16 protein-coding genes are annotated in these 16,467 nt (G+C 72.2%); 7 read left to right on the top strand and 9 right to left on the bottom strand.

All coding sequences use genetic code 11. The features are described from left to right. Positions 1–12 precede the first annotated feature (12 nt). The 4 genes from OG698_RS39840 to OG698_RS39825 form a co-directional block, all read right to left on the bottom strand. Positions 13–1,275 (bottom strand): ROK family protein, encoded by a 1,263-nt coding sequence (locus OG698_RS39840; RefSeq protein WP_406108946.1) that lies wholly within the window; start codon positions 1,273–1,275, stop codon positions 13–15. Between the two features lie 69 nt (positions 1,276–1,344). Continuing rightward, positions 1,345–2,070: an alpha-ketoglutarate-dependent dioxygenase AlkB family protein gene (locus OG698_RS39835; protein WP_406108945.1), complete on the bottom strand. Its 726-nt coding sequence runs from the start codon at positions 2,068–2,070 to the stop codon at positions 1,345–1,347. Between the two features lie 66 nt (positions 2,071–2,136). Further along, a complete protein-coding gene (locus tag OG698_RS39830; protein WP_329576944.1) occupies positions 2,137–2,988 on the bottom strand; it encodes a class II fructose-bisphosphate aldolase in 852 nt (283 codons plus the stop codon). A gap of 39 nt (positions 2,989–3,027) precedes the next feature. After that, positions 3,028–3,912, bottom strand: a complete 885-nt coding sequence (locus OG698_RS39825; protein ID WP_399981818.1) for an SIS domain-containing protein — start codon at positions 3,910–3,912, stop codon at positions 3,028–3,030. A 179-nt stretch (positions 3,913–4,091) separates the two neighbouring features. On the opposite strand from OG698_RS39825, the gene OG698_RS39820 reads away from it, so the two are divergent. The 3 genes from OG698_RS39820 (at position 4,092) to OG698_RS39810 (ending at position 7,046) form a co-directional block, all read left to right on the top strand. Further along, the gene (locus OG698_RS39820) at positions 4,092–4,871 is read left to right on the top strand and encodes a DeoR/GlpR family DNA-binding transcription regulator (RefSeq protein WP_399981820.1); all 780 of its coding nucleotides are present in this window, start codon (positions 4,092–4,094) and stop codon (positions 4,869–4,871) included. A 154-nt stretch (positions 4,872–5,025) separates the two neighbouring features. Continuing rightward, the gene (locus OG698_RS39815) at positions 5,026–6,243 is read left to right on the top strand and encodes an MFS transporter (protein WP_406108942.1); all 1,218 of its coding nucleotides are present in this window, start codon (positions 5,026–5,028) and stop codon (positions 6,241–6,243) included. A gap of 65 nt (positions 6,244–6,308) precedes the next feature. After that, a complete protein-coding gene (locus OG698_RS39810) occupies positions 6,309–7,046 on the top strand; it encodes a maleylpyruvate isomerase family mycothiol-dependent enzyme (RefSeq protein WP_406108940.1) in 738 nt (245 codons plus the stop codon). A 25-nt stretch (positions 7,047–7,071) separates the two neighbouring features. On the opposite strand, the gene OG698_RS39805 is transcribed toward OG698_RS39810, so the two are convergent. Then, positions 7,072–7,476 carry a MarR family transcriptional regulator gene (locus OG698_RS39805; protein WP_326777166.1) on the bottom strand — a complete coding sequence of 135 codons (405 nt, stop codon included), beginning with the start codon at positions 7,474–7,476 and terminating at the stop codon, positions 7,072–7,074. A gap of 87 nt (positions 7,477–7,563) precedes the next feature. Between OG698_RS39805 and OG698_RS39800 the strand changes: the two genes are divergently transcribed. After that, complete coding sequence (locus tag OG698_RS39800; RefSeq protein WP_406108938.1) at positions 7,564–9,090, top strand: MFS transporter; 1,527 nt, start codon at positions 7,564–7,566, stop codon at positions 9,088–9,090. 94 nt (positions 9,091–9,184) lie between these two features. On the opposite strand, the gene OG698_RS39795 is transcribed toward OG698_RS39800, so the two are convergent. The 3 genes from OG698_RS39795 to OG698_RS39785 form a co-directional block, all read right to left on the bottom strand. Further along, positions 9,185–9,850: a response regulator gene (locus tag OG698_RS39795; protein WP_406108937.1), complete on the bottom strand. Its 666-nt coding sequence runs from the start codon at positions 9,848–9,850 to the stop codon at positions 9,185–9,187. After that, a complete protein-coding gene (locus OG698_RS39790; RefSeq protein WP_406108935.1) occupies positions 9,847–11,139 on the bottom strand; it encodes a sensor histidine kinase in 1,293 nt (430 codons plus the stop codon). The genes OG698_RS39795 and OG698_RS39790 overlap by 4 nt, the downstream gene beginning before the upstream one ends. Before the next feature lie 109 nt (positions 11,140–11,248). After that, the gene (locus OG698_RS39785; protein WP_399981836.1) at positions 11,249–12,001 is read right to left on the bottom strand and encodes a TetR/AcrR family transcriptional regulator; all 753 of its coding nucleotides are present in this window, start codon (positions 11,999–12,001) and stop codon (positions 11,249–11,251) included. A 264-nt stretch (positions 12,002–12,265) separates the two neighbouring features. Between OG698_RS39785 and OG698_RS39780 the strand changes: the two genes are divergently transcribed. Next, a complete protein-coding gene (locus OG698_RS39780; protein WP_406108933.1) occupies positions 12,266–12,748 on the top strand; it encodes a nitroreductase/quinone reductase family protein in 483 nt (160 codons plus the stop codon). On the opposite strand, the gene OG698_RS39775 is transcribed toward OG698_RS39780, so the two are convergent. Continuing rightward, positions 12,732–14,048, bottom strand: coding sequence for a geranylgeranyl reductase family protein (locus OG698_RS39775; RefSeq protein ID WP_406108931.1), 1,317 nt, complete (start codon positions 14,046–14,048; stop codon positions 12,732–12,734). The genes OG698_RS39780 and OG698_RS39775 overlap by 17 nt on opposite strands. A gap of 211 nt (positions 14,049–14,259) precedes the next feature. On the opposite strand from OG698_RS39775, the gene OG698_RS39770 reads away from it, so the two are divergent. Then, positions 14,260–15,618: a dipeptidase gene (locus OG698_RS39770; RefSeq protein WP_406108929.1), complete on the top strand. Its 1,359-nt coding sequence runs from the start codon at positions 14,260–14,262 to the stop codon at positions 15,616–15,618. A gap of 96 nt (positions 15,619–15,714) precedes the next feature. After that, positions 15,715–16,452: an MBL fold metallo-hydrolase gene (locus OG698_RS39765; protein WP_406108928.1), complete on the top strand. Its 738-nt coding sequence runs from the start codon at positions 15,715–15,717 to the stop codon at positions 16,450–16,452. Positions 16,453–16,467: the final 15 nt, after the last annotated feature.

Raw genomic sequence — 16,467 nt, 5'->3', positions numbered from 1 at the left:
GAGTTCCGCGCGTCAGACCAGGCCCAGCGCCGAGAGCGGGTCGTCGAGGACCGGCTGCCACGCCAACTCGGCAGCTCCGACGAGGCTGTTGTGGTCGAGCGTGCACGCCAGGATGGGCACGCCGCCGCTTCGGCCCCACAGGCTGCGGTCCGCGACGACGGCCCGCAGGCGGTCCGGGTCCGCGTCGAGGAGCGCCCGGTGCAGGCCGCCCAGGATGATGCGGTCGGGGTTGAGGATGTTCACCAGGCCCGCGAGGCCGAGTCCGAGACGGTCGATCAGGGCCTCGGTGGCCATCCGCACCTTCGGGTCGTCGACGCTGCCGGCGATCAGGTCGCGGGCCTGCTGGAGCAGGGAGCCGTCGGGGCCCGGTTCGCGGCCCGCCGCGTCGAGCAGGGCCAGCGGGTCGGTCTCCACGTCGAGGCAGCCGCGGCTGCCGCAGTAGCAGGGCCGGCCCTCGGGGTTCACGGTGAGGTGCCCGACCTCCAGGGCGAGGCCCGAACTGCCGGTGTGCAGACGGCCGTCGAGAACGAGCGCGCCGCCGACGCCGCGGTGGCCGGTAGCGACGCACAGCAGGTCGCGCGCGCCACGGCCCGCGCCGTGCCGGTGCTCGGCGAGGGCGGCGAGGTTGACGTCGTTCGCGGCGAACGCCGGCCGCCCGATGCCCGCCTCCCGTACGCGCTCGGCGAAGATCTCGCGGACGGGCGAACCCGCGGGCCAGGCGAGGTGCAGCGGATTGAGGGCCGTGCCGTCGGGCTCGGCCACCGCGGACGGGACGGCGAGGCCCGCGCCGACGCAGTGGCGCCCGGTCTCGCGCAGCAGTTGGGCGCCGGCCTCCACGACCGAGCCGAGCACCTGCGCCGGGTCCGGGTCGATGATCTCGCAGCCTGGCGTGGTCGCGACGATCCGGCCGCCGAGGCCCACCAGGGCGGCGCGGTAGCCGTCGGCGTGCACCTGCGCGGCGAGTGCGACGGGTCCGTCCTCCGCGACGGACAGCCGGTGCGAGGGTCGCCCCTGCGAGCCTGCGGCGGCGCTCGGCTTGGCGTCGATCCTGATCAGCCCGAGCGCTTCGAGCTCGGCGGCGACCGCGCCTGCCGTGGCCCGGGTCACGCCCAGTTCGGCGGTGAGGACGGCGCGGGTCGGCGCGCGGCCGGTGTGCACGAGTTCGAGCGCGGGCCCCAGCGCACCACGGCCCCGCTCGAGACGTGGCGAACGCGCGGAACCCTCCGCCTCGCCCGCCGTCTGCCCCCCGGCCCCGGAGGCCGCCTTGCCACGCATCAGCAACTCCTCGCCCTGATCACCGTGTCGCATCGTAACCGGTGAACGCCGCAGCCCCTGCGGGTGAACTCACCCCTGTGCGGAGGGTGGGGAAGGCGTGGAGGGCGGTCCGGTGAGTCCGGTGACGCGCATCGTGAGATTCAGGCGGCCCCGGGAGAGCCCGGTGGCCGGGTCGCCGGTGCCGGGGTACACCTTCGGCACCCCGTGGAAGGCGAGCCGCGACGGCCCTCCGAAGACCAGCAGGTCCCCGGAGACCAGCTCCACGTCCTCGTACGGTTTGCCGCGGTTCTCGGTGTTCCCCAGCCGGAAGACGCAGGTGTCACCGATGCTGAGTGAGACGACGGGTTCCCGTGCGCGCTCGTCCTTGTCCTGGTGCATGCCCATGGTGGCGGCGCCGTCGTAGAAGTTGATCAGTGCCGTGTCGGGGTCGTACCCGTCGGCGGCGGCGTCGTCCTCGTACGCGTCGACGAGCGCGCGTCTGCCCAACTCCCTCAGCCAGTCCGGAAAGGGGGCCACCTGCGCGCCGTTCACGTCGGCCGCCGTACGCGTGTAGCGGTAGGGCTGCCAGTGCCATCCGACGCACACGGTCTGCACGGACATCACGCCACCGCCCGGCAGTCGTGTGTGGCGCATCGGCACGGGACCCGCCGCCCAGCCTCGGCAGGCGTCGACGAGTGCGCGCTGGGCCTCGGCGTCGAGCCAGCCGGGCACATGCACGGCGCCGGGGGTGATCTCCCGGCGGTCCCGGTGCACCGGGAAGAGCGGGGGCGCGTGCGGTTCGTGCTGGCCGGCCATGGACCCATTGTCCCCGGTACGAGGTACCTGTACCTTCCGCGTACCGGGGCGGGAGCGGTGGACGGGTCAGCGGCGCATCACCTCGACCAGCTCCGTCACCGTGCGGGCCATCGCCTCGCGGCCCACGCTCAGGTACTTGCGGGAGTCGACGGCGTCGGGATGTGCGGCAAGGAACTCCCGGATGGCCACTGTCATCGCTATGTTCAGGGCCGTGCCGACGTTCACCTTGGCGATGCCGCCCCGGACGGCCTGCGAGAGTTCGTCGTCACCGACACCGGAGGAGCCGTGCAGGACCAGCGGTACGTCGAGGCCCTCCGAGAGCTGCTTGAGGAGGTCGTGGTCGAGCGTCGCGGTGCGAGTGGTCATGGCGTGCGAGGAGCCGATCGCGACGGCGAGGGCGTCGACGCCCGAGTCCGTCACGTAGGCGCGGGCCTCCCCGGGGTCGGTACGGGCACCCGGCGCGTGGGCGTCGAGCGGCGCGGAGCCGTCCTTGCCGCCGACCTCGCCCAGTTCGGCCTCGACCCACAGCCCGTTGGCGTGGCCCCAGTCGGCGGCCGCGCGGGTGGCCGCGAGGTTCTCGTCGTAGGGGAGCCGGGCAGCGTCGTACATCACCGAGCTGAACCCGGCGTCCGCGGCCTGGCGGAGCAGTTCGTCGCTCTGGACGTGGTCGAGGTGGAGCGCCACGGGCACCGAGGACGCCTCGGCGGTGGCGGCCGCGGCCCTCGCGAGGGGCAGCAGGCGCCCGTAGCGGTAACGCACGGCGTTCTCGCTGACCTGGAGGATCACCGGCGCGTTCGCCGCCTCGGCGCCCGCCACGACGGCCTCGATGTGCTCCAGGGTGATGACGTTGAACGCGGCCACCGCGGTTCGCGCCGCGGTGGCCTCGGCGACGAGCGCGCCGGTTGCTGCGAGGGGCACGGCCCCTCCTTTCGGAAGGCTCGGAAGCTCGGTCGACGGTCAGCCGGCGGTGAGGATCACCGAGCGGGTGAGGTGGCGCGGCTGGTCGGGGTCGAGGCCGCGGGCGGCCGCGACGGCGACGGCGAGACGCTGCGCGCGCACGAGTTCGGCGAGCGGGTCGAGGCTCCCCTCGACCCAGAGCGCGCCGGTGCCGGCGACCTGCTCGGCGAGCCCCTCGGGCGCCGTGCCGATCATCCAGGTGGCGGTGCCCGCGGTGGTGACGCTGATGGGGCCGTGGCGGTACTCCATCGCGGGGTACGCCTCGGTCCACGACAGGGACGCCTCGCGCATCTTCAGGGCGGCCTCGTTCGCGAGGCCGACGGTCCAGCCGCGTCCCAGGAAGGTGAACTGGCCGCACTCCACGAGGCCTTCGGGCAGCGGCGTCTCGAGCGCGGTGCGCGCGTCGGCGACGGCCTGCTCGGTGTGCAGGCCGAGGTGGGCGCGCAGGAGCGTGAGCGCCGTCGTCGCGAAGCGGGTCTGGACGACGGACTGCTCGTCGGCGAAGTCCAGGACGATCACGTCGTCGGCGGCGGAGACGATCGGTGTGTTCGGGTCGCCGATGACGGCGGTCGTCCGGATGCGGCCCTTGACCGCGGCGAGCAGCTCGACGACCTCGGTCGTGGTGCCGGACCGGGACAGCGCGATGAGGCGGTCGTAGGGGCGCCCGGCCGGGAACTCCGAGGCCGCGAACGCGTCGGTCTCGCCCTGCCCGGACTCCTCGCGCAGCGCGGCGAAGGCCTGCGCCATGAACCACGAGGTGCCGCAGCCCACGATCGCGACGCGCTCCCCCGGCGCGGGCAGCTTGGCTGCCTCGCCCGCGGCCAGGCCCGCCGCGCGCGTCCAGCACTCCGGCTGGCTGTTCAGCTCGTTCTCGACATGGCTCATGCCGTGCCCACTCCCTGATGTGTCGTGTCCGTGGACCGGTCGAGTACGCCGCATGCGCCGCGCTCGATCGGCCCCGTCGAGCGTATGCTCGTTCCTGCAAGAATTCGATACGTTTCGAGCATAACCAAGCATCAGGTAGTGCGCTAGGGTCACCGGAGAACGACGATTGGAGGCCGCGGATGTCCCGCGACGCCCGCTGGAAGTCCCTGCTGGAACTGCTCGTGGAGCGGGGGCGCCTGGATGTCGAGGAGGCGGCGGCCGATCTGGGGGTGTCCGCGGCCACGATCCGGCGCGACTTCGACCAGCTCGCCGAGCAGCAGATGCTCGTACGCACGCGGGGCGGCGCCGTCGTCCACGGCGTCTCCTACGAGCTGCCGCTGCGCTACAAGACCGCGCGCAACGCCTCCGAGAAGGAACGGATCGCCAAGGCGGTCGCCGAGCTGATCACGCCGGGCGAGGCGGTCGGCCTGACCGGCGGCACGACGACGACCGAGGTGGCGCGCGCACTCGCGATCCGCCCCGACCTCGCCTCCGGCTCCCCGGCCCTCACGATCGTCACGAACGCGCTGAACATCGCCAACGAGCTCGCGGTGCGGCCCCAGTTCAAGATCGTGGTCACGGGCGGAGTCGCCCGGCCGCAGTCGTACGAACTCATCGGCCCGCTCGCGGACGGCGTGCTGAGCCAGATCACCATCGACACGGCCGTGCTCGGTGTCGTCGGTTTCGACGTCGCGCACGGCGCCGCGGCGCACGACGAGGCGGAAGCGGCCATCAACCGGCTGCTGTGCGAGCGGGCGGAGCGCGTGATCGTCGCGGCGGACTCCAGCAAGCTGGGCCAGCGCGCGTTCGCCCGGATCTGCTCGACGGAGCGGATCGGCACCCTGGTCACGGACAGCGCCGTGGACGCGGCGACGGTGGAGCGCTTCGAGGAGGCGGGGGTCAAGGTCCTCGCGGTGTGACGCCCCAAGACCACACCTACGGTATTCATGGCTGCGGCCCCGCCCGGACGGGTGGGGCCGCAGCCATTTCCCTGCGTCCCGTCCGGCGGATGTCGTGGCCGTCACGCCTCGGACCGTCTTGTCCCCGGCCGGGGCGGCGCCCTACCCTGACTTTGTGCCGACATTGAACAAACTCGGGGGCGTCAAGGACGACAGCCCGCGAACCGCGTCCCTCACCCGCCTCCGTATCGCACTCACGATCTTCTTCGCGCTCGACGGCTTCATCTTCGCGGGATGGGTCGTGCGCATCCCCGCCGTGAAGGAGCAGACCGGCGCTTCGGCGAGCACGCTCGGACTCGCGCTCCTCGGCGTCTCCGCGGGGGCCGTGATCACGATGATGCTCACAGGGCGCCTGTGCAGGCGCTTCGGCAGCCATCCGGTCACGGTGGTGAGCGCCGTACTCCTGGCGCTGAGCGTCGCACTGCCGCCACTCACCCACTCGGCGCTCGCCCTCGGCCTGGTGCTGCTCGCGTTCGGAGCCGCCTACGGCGGGATCAACGTGGCGATGAACAGCGCGGCAGTCGACCTGGTCGCCGCGCTGCACCGCCCCGTCATGCCGAGCTTCCACGCGGCGTTCAGCCTCGGCGGCATGCTCGGCGCGGGCCTCGGCGGCCTGGTCGCGGGCCACGTCTCCCCCACCCGGCACCTCCTCGCCCTCACCGTCATCGGCCTGCTCGTCACGGCCGCCGTCGGCCCCACGCTCCTGCGCCACGACGCCCCGACGGCCCAGGACGACAGCAGTCGTATACGAAGCGAGCCCGCGTCGGCGTCCGAACGGCCCGCCGGACGCGTGCGCGGGCTCGTCCTCGTCTTCGGCCTCATCGCCCTGTGCACCGCGTACGGCGAGGGCGCGCTCGCGGACTGGGGCGCGCTGCACCTGGAGGAGGACTTGCACGCCCATCCCGGCGTGGCCGCGGCGGGGTACTCCTGCTTCGCCCTGGCCATGACCATCGGCCGGATCAGCGGGACGACGCTGCTCGAACGCCTGGGCAGGACCCGCACGCTGGTGTTCGGCGGCGCCACCGGTGCGGCCGGCATGCTGCTCGGCTCGCTCGCCCCCACCGTGTGGCTGGCGCTCCTCGGCTTCGCCGTCACAGGCCTGGGTCTCGCCAACATCTTCCCCGTGGCGGTCGAACGCGCCGGCGCCCTGGCCGGACCCACAGGCGTGGCCGCCGCGTCCACGCTCGGCTACGGCGGCATGCTCCTCGGACCGCCGATGATCGGCTTCATGGCGGACTGGTTCTCGCTCCCCACCGCGCTGACCAGCGTGGCCGTACTGGCGGGCGTCGCCGCCCTGATCGGCTTCGCGACCCGGCGCGCAGCCGTCACCTGACCCGCACGCCACGAGCATCCCGCAAGGACGCATTCAAGCCAGGTCCCATCGGGCAGACTCCCGCCATGGAGACTGCGGAGCACATCGAGACGCTCGACGAGGAGGGCCGCCTCCTCGCCCGCGCCGCCGAGACGGCAGGCACCGACGCCAAGGTGCCGACCTGCCCGGGGTGGGACGTACGGGACCTGCTGCGGCACGTGGGCATGGTGCATCGCTGGGCCACGGCGTTCGTCGCCGAGGGGCGCACGTCGTACCACCCCGGTGACGGCCTGCCGGAACTGGACGGCGCGGAGCTCATCGCCTGGTTCCGCGAGGGCCACGGCCGGCTCGTCGGGACGCTGGCCGGCGCCCGGCCCGACGTGGAGTGCTGGACGTTCCTGCCCGCGCCGTCGCCGCTCGCGTTCTGGGCGCGGCGGCAGGCGCACGAGACGACCGTCCACCGGGTGGACGCGGAGTCCGCGCTGGCCGGGACGCCCGGCGTGATCCCCGCGGAGTTCGCCGTCGACGGCATCGAGGAGCTGCTGCTCGGCTTCCACGCGCGCGGCAGGAGCAAGATGCGCGCGGACACCCCGCGCCTGCTGCGCGTACGGGCCACCGACGCCGGCCGGGCATGGACCGTACGGGTCTCGCAGGAGCCGCCGGTCACCGAGCGGGACGGGTCGGGCGAGGCCGACTGCGAGCTGTCGGGTCCCGCGGCGCGGCTCTATCTGTCGCTGTGGAACCGGCTGCCGTTCCCGAGCCTCACCGGCGACGCCTCACTGGCCGCGCTGTGGCGGGAGCGGTCGGGGATCACCTGGAGCTGACGGCCCGCCGGGCCATCTGCGGACATCAGCCCTTCGGGCCGTCCGCGAGCATCCGCCCCAGCACCGCACGCTGCAACGGTCGCACCTCGGTGTGCAGGTCGCGGCCCTTCTGCGTCAGGCAGACCCGTACGCCGCGGCGGTCCTCGGGGCACATCCCGCGCGTCAGGAGGCCGTCCTTCTCCAGGCGGCCGATCAGGCGCGACAGGGCGCTCTGGCTGAGATGGACCTGCGCGGCGATCTCCTGCACGCGGAAGGAGGAACTGCCGTCCTCCGCCGTGCCGGCGGCCAGGACGTCGAGCACCTCGAAATCGCTGGCGCCCAGGCCGTGCTGATGCAGCTCGCGATCGAGCTCGCACATGGTGCGCGCATGCACCGCAAGGATGTCCCGCCACTGATCCACGAGGCCGGGCTCGGCCTTTTTCGCCGCCATAACCGCACCGTAGCAGAAAAGACAGGCATTGTTGCATCGGAATTAAATGCACTTGCAGTCAATGCATATGCATGTAGTGTGCTCCGCATGACCTCTCCGCTCGCCAACGCCCCTGCGTCCCAGGAGCGTTGGTCCCCCCGTCTGTGGGGCACACTGCTCGTCCTCTGCGCCGCGATGTTCCTCGACGCACTCGATGTGTCGATGGTCGGAGTCGCCCTGCCGTCCATCGGCTCGGAGCTCGACCTGTCCACGTCGACCCTGCAATGGATCGTCAGCGGCTACATCCTCGGCTACGGCGGCCTGCTGCTGCTCGGCGGCCGCGCGGCCGACCTGCTCGGCCGGCGCCGGGTGTTCCTGATCGCCCTCGGCGTCTTCGCCCTCGCGTCCCTGCTCGGCGGACTCGTCGACTCCGGGCCGCTCCTGATCGCCAGCCGCTTCATCAAGGGCCTCAGCGCCGCGTTCACCGCGCCGGCCGGCCTGTCCATCATCACCACGACGTTCGCCGAGGGCCCGCTGCGCAACCGCGCGCTCTCCATCTACACGACCTGCGCCGCGACCGGCTTCTCCATGGGCCTCGTCCTGTCCGGCCTGCTCACCGAGGCCAGCTGGCGCCTGACCATGCTGCTGCCCGCGCCGATCGCCGTGATCGCGCTGCTCATCGGCATCAAGCTCATCCCGCACAGCGAACGCGAGAAGAACCACCGCGGCTACGACATCCCCGGCGCCATCACCGGCACCGCGTCGATGCTGCTCCTCGTGTTCACCGTCGTCCAGGCACCGGAGGCGGGCTGGGCCTCGGCCCGGACCCTGCTGTCCTTCCTGGCCGTCGCCGTCCTGCTCGCGGTCTTCGTCTCCATCGAGCGCCGTTCCCCGGGCCCGCTGATCCGTCTCGGAGTGCTGCGCTCCGGCTCACAGATCAGGGCGCAGCTGGGCGCGATGGCGTTCTTCGGCTCGTACGTCGGCTTCCAGTTCCTCGTCACCCTGTACATGCAGTCCCTGCTCGGCTGGTCCGCGCTGCACACCGCGCTCGCGTTCCTGCCGGCGGGCGCCCTCGTGGCGCTCTCCTCGACGAAGGTCGGCGCCATCGTCGACCGGTTCGGCACGCCGCGCCTCATCGCGCTGGGCTTCACCTCCATGGTGATCGGCTACGCGCTGTTCCTGCGCATCAACCTCGACCCGGTCTACGCGTCCGTCATCCTGCCGACGATGCTCCTGATCGGCGCGGCCTGCGCCCTGGTGTTCCCCTCGCTCAACATCCAGGCCACGAACGGCGTCCACGACGACGAACAGGGCATGGTCTCGGGCCTGCTCAACACCTCGGTACAGGTCGGCGGCGCCATCTTCCTCGCCGTCGTGACGGCCGTCGTCACCGCGAACTCCGGCGAGGGCTCGTCCCCGCAGGCCGTCCTCGACAGCTTCCGGCCCGGTCTCGTCGTCGTCACCGCGATCGCCCTGGTGGGCCTGCTGATCACCCTCACCGGCCTGCGGACCCGTCGTCCACAGGACACGATCGTTATCGCGAAGTCGGTGCAGGAGGAGGGGGCTGTGCAGGAGTCGACGAAGGAGGAGACGGACGCCGCCGCGCGTACGGAGCGCGTCGCGGTCCGCGACTGACCCACAGGTCCTCGACCCCATCACACATGGGTGGCGCCCGGCCGGCAGTCCCCTGCCCGCCGGGCGCACCCGCGTGTCGGCGGCGCGCTTCCGCTCAGCCGAGCCATCCGGGCCGTACGAGGCCCGACTCGTAGGCGAGCACGACCAGTTGGGCCCGGTCACGCGCGCCGAGCTTCACCATCGTGCGGCTCACATGTGTCTTCGCGGTGAGCGGGCTGACGACGAGACGGCGGGCGATCTCCTCGTTCGACAGGCCGATGCCGACCAGCGCCATCACCTCACGCTCGCGCTCGGTGAGCTGCCCGAGCGACTGGGCGGCCGCAGGCTCCTTGGAGCGTGCCGCGAACTCGGCGATCAGACGGCGGGTCACCCCCGGCGAGAGCAGCGCGTCCCCGTGCACCACCGCCCTTACGGCACGCAGCAGTTCCTCGGGCTCGGTGTCCTTGACGAGGAACCCGGACGCTCCGGCGCGGATCGCCTCGAAGACGTACTCGTCCAGTTCGAAGGTGGTCAGCATGACGACCTTCACGCTTTCCAGCGCAGCGTCGTCACTGATGCGGCGGGTCGCGGCGAGCCCGTCGAGGACCGGCATGCGGATGTCCATCAGGACGACGTCGGGCCTCAGTTCGCGTACGAGCCGCACCGCCTCGTCGCCGTCGGAGGCCTCCCCCGCGACCTCGATGTCGCTCTGCGCGTCGAGCAGCGCCCGAAATCCGGCGCGGACGAGCGACTGGTCGTCGGCGAGCAGTACGCGGATCAACGGTTCTCCTCCGTCGGCGTGAACGGCAGTTCGGCGAGCACCCGGAAACCGCCGTCGGGCCGCGGTCCCGCCTCGATCGTGCCACCCAGTGCGGCGGCCCGCTCACGCATCCCCGCAAGCCCGTTCCCGCTGCCACCGGCCGCCTCGTGGCTCGCCGGCCCGTCGTCGTCGATGCGCAGGGACAGCGCGGTCCCCGAATACCGCACTTCCACGCGAGCGTTGCGCGACTCCGAGTGCCGTACGACGTTGGTGAGCGCCTCCTGCACGATGCGGAACGCGGCGAGGTCGGCGCCGGGCGGCAGCGCGGCGCGGGATCCTTCCGTGGCGATGTCGACGGTGAGGCCCGCGCTCGCGGCCTGCTCCACGAGTTCCGGGAGCCGGTCGAGACCTGGGGCGGGGGCGCGCGGCGCGTCACCCGGGGTCCGGAGGGTGTCGAGGACCTGGCGGACCTCGCCCAGCGCCTCCTTGCTCGCGGACTTGATGGTGGTGAGCGCGGTACGGGCCTGCTCGGGGTCGGAGTCGAGCAGCGCCAGACCCACGCCCGCCTGGACGTTGATGACCGAGATGGAGTGTGCGAGCACGTCGTGCAGCTCCCGCGCGATCCGCAGGCGCTCCTCGTCGGCGCGCCGCTCCGCGGCCTTCTCGCGCTCGGCGCGCTCCTTCGCCCACTGCTCGCGGCGCGTTTTGACCAGCTCGGAGAAGGCCACGATCGCCAGGACCCACGCGGCGATGAAACCCTCCTGCCCCCAGGACGCGGCATCGTCGCCCGACGGCGGCAGATACGCGTACAGCCAGTGCGCCACGAGGACATGCCCCACCCAGAACATGCCGACCGCCGCCCACGCGGCTCTGCGGTGCCCCGCGACGATCGCCGCGTAGCAGCCCACGGCCACGGTGATGAAGACCGGCCCGTACGCGTAGCCCGCGCCGAGATAGACCGTCGCGCACGCCGCCGTACCGAAGGCCACGAGGACCGGGTGGCGCTGACGCCACAGCAGGAGAACGCCACCCGCGATCAGCAGCACGCGGGCGAACACGTCGAGGCCGGCGCGATCGGTCTGGGCGTGCGCCGCGAAGTTCGAGCCGACGAGGACGAACGCGGTGATCAGGACGGTGGACCGCCAGGGCCAGCGCGGCCCCTGGCCCGAGCCGCCCCACCAGGGCGGCCCGTAGTGACCTCGCCGGGCGGCACCGGTCGCCGTCCAGGGCGGCCCGTAGCGCCTGAGGTGCGGCGGACCCGCCCAGGTCCGGGGCGGGCCGCCGGCCTCGCGTACGTGCTGCTCATCCATGACCGCAACGCTAGACGCCGGGCGCCGTCGCAGGCGTCAGCCGGGCGTGGTGATCACGCGTACTCCCCGGGGAGTACGCGGCGGCGCTTCAGGGGCGCGCGTCACGCCGTCACGCCCGGGGCAGCACCAGGCCCACGCCGTGGGCGAGCTGTGTCGCGGCGTGCGTGAAGAAGGCGGCGCGGTCCTCCACGACCCGGTTGAACTGGCCGAACAGCTCGAAGCCGATCAGGCCGAACAGTTGCGCCCAGGCGGCGACGAGCGCGGCCACCGTCGCGGGCGGCAGGTCGGGGGCCAGGTCGGCGCCGAGCCGCTCGGCCTCGGGCCGCAGCTCCTCGGGGAGCGGTGGCTCGGCGATCCCGCGGCCCTGGTGGGCGTCGCGGACGATGCTGAAGAACAGCAGACCGACGCGCGACGCGGCCGGGACGGTCGTCAGCGGCGCGGTGTATCCGGGCACGGGCGAACCGAAGATGAGCGCGTACTCGTGCGGGTGGGCGAGCGCCCAGGCACGGATGGCTTCGCTGACGGCGACCCAGCGGCGCACGGGTGCGATCGCCTCGGTCCTGCTGTCGGAGGTCTTCGCCTTGTCGGTGCTCTTCGCGGCCTTCTTGAGCAGGGCGGAGTCCGCCCGCTCGGCGGCCTCGCCGATGGAGTCGTACGCGTCGATGATGAGCGCCGTCAGGAGTTCGTCGCGACTGGGGAAGTAGCGGTAGAGCGCCGAGGAGACCATGCCCAGTTCGCGGGCGACGGCGCGCAGGGACAGCTTGGCGGCGCCCTCGGCCGCGAGCTGTCTGCGGGCTTCGTCCTTGATGGCGGCGGTGACTTCTTCCCGTGCCCTGGCCCTGGCTCCTCGTGCGGTGCTCATACGGGCAGTGTCCCACGCTTTCGGAGCAGTGCACACGTTCCGGATCGATGCACGCGTTATGGATCGGTGCACTCATTTGGGAGCAGTGCACTCAATGGCGAGCGGCGCACTTTTCCGTGGCGACGAGAAAAGAGAGCACCGCTCTTGCTTTGGATCGCCGATCTCGTGCACACTGATCTCAAGCGAGAGCAGTGCTCTCGCAACCGAGATCGAGACCGACTCCAGCGGCGCCCCTGTCGCGCCACCCACACCCAGGAGAACCCCATGACCGCGAACGCCCAGTCCGGCTCGTCCTCCTCCCCCAGCCCCTACTACCTGAAGGGCAGCCGCCTGAACGTCCGGCTGAACGGCGTGATCGGCTGGCTCGCACGCCACGGCGTCAGCCTGATGGGGTCCGCCGAGCTCTCCGTACACGGCCGCAAGAGCGGTCAGATGCAGCGCATCCCGGTCAACCCGCACACGTACAAGGACGCGCAGTACATCGTCTCGGCCCGCGGGCACTCCCAGTGGGTGCGCAACATGCGCGTCGCCGAGGCCGGCGAGCTGCGCGTCGGGCGCAAGGTCCGTACGTTCACCGCGACCGAGGTGCCCGACAGCGAGAAGCTGCCGATCCTGCGCAGCTACCTGGAGAAGTGGGGCTGGGAGGTCAACCAGTACTTCAAGGGCATCACTGCCAAGTCGACCGACGAGGAGCTGACCGCGGCCGCGCCGGACCACCCGGTCTTCCTCATCACGATCGAGAAGTAGCCTCCGGATCGTCGACCGTCGGCACGACCGACGGATCAGCCGAGGACGCGGCCGCGGATGCCGGCCGGTCCAGACGGCTCAGGACGCGACCCGCCATCGGATACGTCCTGACGATCTCGCCCAGCGTCGTCGATCCGCGGGTGATGCGGGCGAACGCCTTCCACGCGGGCCGGAACCCGGTGATCGCCGCGTGCAGCACGCCGGGCCTGCGCTCGAAGACGGTCAGCATCCGCCTGCCGACGCTCATCTCGACACCGAGCCCCGCCTTGACCGCGAACGCGTAGTTCAGAGCCTGCCGACGCGCGTCCACCGCGTCGTGCGCCTCGGAGACGCGGACGGCCCACTCCCCCGCGAGACGTCCCGACCGCAGCGCGAACGAGATGCCCTCGCGGGTCCACGGTTCGAGGAGACCCGCCGCGTCACCACAGACGAGTACGCGACCGCGCGAGAGCGGTGAGTCGTCGGCACGGCAGCGCGTCAGGTGGCCGGAGGAGATCGACGGTTCGAAGCCGGCGAGGCCGAGCCGGGCGATGAAGTCCTCCAAGTACCGCTTCGTGGCGGCGCCCTCGCCCCGCGCCGAGATCACGCCGACGGTCAGGGTGTCCCCCTTGGGGAAGACCCAGCCGTAACTCCCGGGCATCGGGCCCCAGTCGATGAGGACGCGGCCCTTCCAGTCCTCGGCGACCGTCTCGGGAACGGGGATCTCCGCCTCCAGACCCAGGTCGACCTGGTCGAGCTTCACCCCGACATGAGCCCCGATGCGGCTGGCACTGCCGTCCGCCCCGACGACGGCGCGCGCCAGGATCGTCTCGCCGTCCTGGAGGAGCACGGCGACCGTGCGCCGGTCGGGCACGGCCGAGCCGTGCTGCTCGACCCGCGAGACCGTCGCCCCCGTGCGCAGCTCGGCGCCCGCCTTCCGGGCGTGCTCGACGAGCTGGTGGTCGAAGTCGGCGCGGTTCACCAGGCCGAAGAGCATGTGGCGGGAGCGCCGGGTGCGGGTGAACTTCCCGTCGAGGGAGAACGTCACCGCGTCGATCCGGTCCCGGAACGGCAGCTCGAACCCCGGGGGCAGCGCGTCCCTGGAGGGGCCGATGATGCCGCCGCCGCATGTCTTGTACCGGGGCAGTTCCGCCTTCTCCAGAAGGAGGACGCTGCGTCCGGCGACCGCTGCCGCGTAGGCGGCCGAGGCGCCGGCGGGACCGGCGCCCACCACGACTACGTCCCACACCTGCCCGCCGTCACCGGCGTCCGCCGCGTGCTCGCCCGTTCCGTTGCCGTCCGCCGAGTTCTCGCTGCTCACGATGGTCTACTGCTCCCGATCCAGCCGCCTGCCGCACCTTTCCCAGGCATCCTACGGCGGTGTCCTGCCGACCCCTTGTGGCAGGATCGGCACCGCATGCCCTGTGCACGAAACGCTCACGCACACCAGCCGACGGCGGACCCGCACGGACGCGTGCGAAAGCCGCATACGTACACACACGTGCAACGTCGCACCTACGAGGAGCGTTCCCATGTCACCGAATCCGATCGCCGAGACCGTCGCCTCGCTCATGCCCGGGGCCCGGACCGAGCTCGCCGAACTGGTGGCGTTCAAGTCGGTGGCGGACTTCGACCAGTTCCCGAAGAGCGAGAGCGAGGGCGCCGCTAACTGGGTGGCGGACGCGCTGCGCGCCGAGGGCTTCCAGGACGTCGCGCTGCTCGACACCCCGGACGGGACGCAGTCGGTGTACGGCTTCCTGCCGGGCCCCGAGGGCGCGCCGACCGTTCTCCTGTACGCGCACTACGACGTGCAGCCTCCGCTGGACGAGTCGGCGTGGGTCACGCCGCCGTTCGAGCTGACGGAGCGTGAGGACGGCCGCTGGTACGGGCGCGGCGCCGCGGACTGCAAGGGCGGCGTTCTGATGCACCTGCTCGCGGTGCGCGCGCTCAAGGCCAACGGCGGTGTCCCCGTGAACGTCAAGGTGATCGCCGAGGGTTCCGAGGAGCAGGGCACGGGCGGTCTCGAGCGGTACGCCGAGCAGCACCCGGAGCTGCTGAAGGCGGACACGATCGTCATCGGTGACGCCGGCAACTTCCGGGTCGGCCTGCCGACGGCCACGTCGACGCTGCGCGGCATGACGCTCGTCCGCGTCCAGGTCGACACCCTCGGGGGCAACCTGCACTCGGGCCAGTTCGGCGGCGCGGCCCCGGACGCGCTCGCGGCGCTGGTGCGTGTCCTCGACTCGCTGCGCGCGGAGGACGGCTCGACGACGGTCGACGGTCTCGCGGGCGACGCCGCGTGGGGCGGGCTCCAGTACGACGAGGGCCAGTTCCGCAAGGACGCCAAGGTCATCGACGGTGTCGAGCTGATCGGTTCGGGCACGGTCGCCGACCGCATCTGGGCCCGCCCCGCCGTCACCGTCCTCGGTATCGACTGCCCGCCGGTCGTCGGCGCGACGCCGTCCGTGCAGGCCGGGGCGCGCGCCCTGATCAGCCTGCGGGTGCCGCCGGGCACGGACGCCGTGGAGGCGACGAAGCTCCTCGTCGCGCACATCGAGTCGCACACCCCGTGGGGCGCCCGCGTCCAGGTCGAGCAGATCGGGCAGGGCCAGGCGTTCCGCGCGAACACCGGCAGCCCGGCGTACGCGGCGATGACGGAGGCGATGAGCGTCGCGTACGACGGCCAGGAGATGCAGTACGCGGGCCAGGGCGGCTCGATCCCGCTGTGCAGCACGCTCGCGTCGCTGTACCCGGAGGCGGAGATCCTGCTGATCGGCCTGAGCGAGCCCGAGGCGCAGATCCACGCGGTGAACGAGAGCGTGTCGCCGCAGGAGCTGGAGCGGCTCTCGGTCGCCGAGGCGCTGTTCCTCCAGAAGTACGCCGCGATCTGAAACTCGTGCCGGCCGTCGTCTTCGCCCCGGGCAGAACTCTTCTGCCCGGGGCGTAGCCATGTCGCCCGGACCGCTGCGCGTCCCTACGGTCGGCGCATGAGTGTCTACGGCATCACCGATGTGATCGAGGTCGTCCCGCGGCTGCACCTGTTGCGCTTCCCGGTGGGGCAGGCCTATCTGTGGGACGACGGGGGCGAGTTGACGCTGATGGACGCGGGGGCCGCCGGCGCCGGAACGGCGATCGCCGACGCCGTACGCGCGCTCGGCCACCATCCGCGCGAGGTGCGCCGGATCGTCCTGACCCATTTCCACGAGGATCACGCGGGCGGCGCGGGCGAGTTCGCGGCGCTCAGCGGGGCGGACGTGTGGGCACACCCGCTCGACGCGCCGTTCGTACGCGGCGAACGGCCCGGCCCCGACCCGGAGTTCGAGGGCTGGGAGCGCCCGCTGTACGCACAGGCGCAGAAGCTGCTGCCGCCACCGCCGGCGAATCCTGTACTACCGCGTGAGGTAAGGGAGTTGGCGGACGGTGACGTGCTCGGCTTCGGCGGTGGCGCCCGCGTCGTCGCGGTGCCCGGGCACACGGACGGCAGTATCGCGCTCCATCTGCCGCACCACGGCGTGCTGTTCACCGGCGACGCCGTGGCCGCGTCCCCGCTGGACGGGCAGGTCATATTGGGCGTGTTCAACCTCGGCCGCGCGCGGTCCGTCGAGTCCTTCCGCACCCTGGCCTCGCTCGACTCCGACGTGGCGTGCTTCGGGCACGGCGACCCGGTGACGGGCGGGTCGGCGGCGGCCCTGCGTGCGGCGGTCGCGCGCCTCGACGCCGCGTAGGCATCCCCGTACGGC

It is taken from the genome of Streptomyces sp. NBC_01003, from assembly GCF_045162695.1.
Classification (GTDB): domain Bacteria; phylum Actinomycetota; class Actinomycetes; order Streptomycetales; family Streptomycetaceae; genus Streptomyces.
This window is presented reverse-complemented; position numbering and strand designations above follow the sequence as displayed.